Here is a 397-nt window from a genome sequence, read left to right as displayed (position 1 = left end):
TTGTAATCAACAAGATTGACCGCCCAGGCGCTCGCCCTGATTGGGTTATGGATCAAGTATTCGACCTTTTCGACAACCTAGGTGTTTAGAGCTGAAGCGTAAACAACTGTGAAGTCTAGTTGCTCATCAGTCGCACCTAGGTTGTCGAAAAGGTCGAATACTTGATCCATAACCCAATCAGGGCGAGCGCCTGGGCGGTCAATCTTGTTGATTACAACGATTGGCTTAAGACCGTGTGCGAATGCTTTTTGCGTTACGAAACGTGTTTGAGGCATTGGGCCGTCAACTGCGTCAACGATCAGTAGAACAGAGTCAACCATAGACATGATACGCTCAACTTCACCACCGAAGTCCGCGTGTCCCGGGGTATCTACGATGTTGATGCGGTAATCATTCC

1 pseudogene is annotated in these 397 nt (G+C 48.6%); it reads right to left on the bottom strand.

Annotated features, from left to right (window positions below):
* Nucleotides 1-83 precede the first annotated feature (83 nt).
* Nucleotides 84-397 (bottom strand): annotated as a pseudogene (locus A3712_RS07975) (GTP-binding protein); the annotation flags it as partial.

It is taken from the genome of Vibrio sp. HI00D65, assembly GCF_001635455.1.
GTDB lineage: Bacteria > Pseudomonadota > Gammaproteobacteria > Enterobacterales > Vibrionaceae > Vibrio.
Note: the sequence above shows the minus strand (reverse complement) of the source record. Positions and strands in the feature narration are given on the sequence as shown.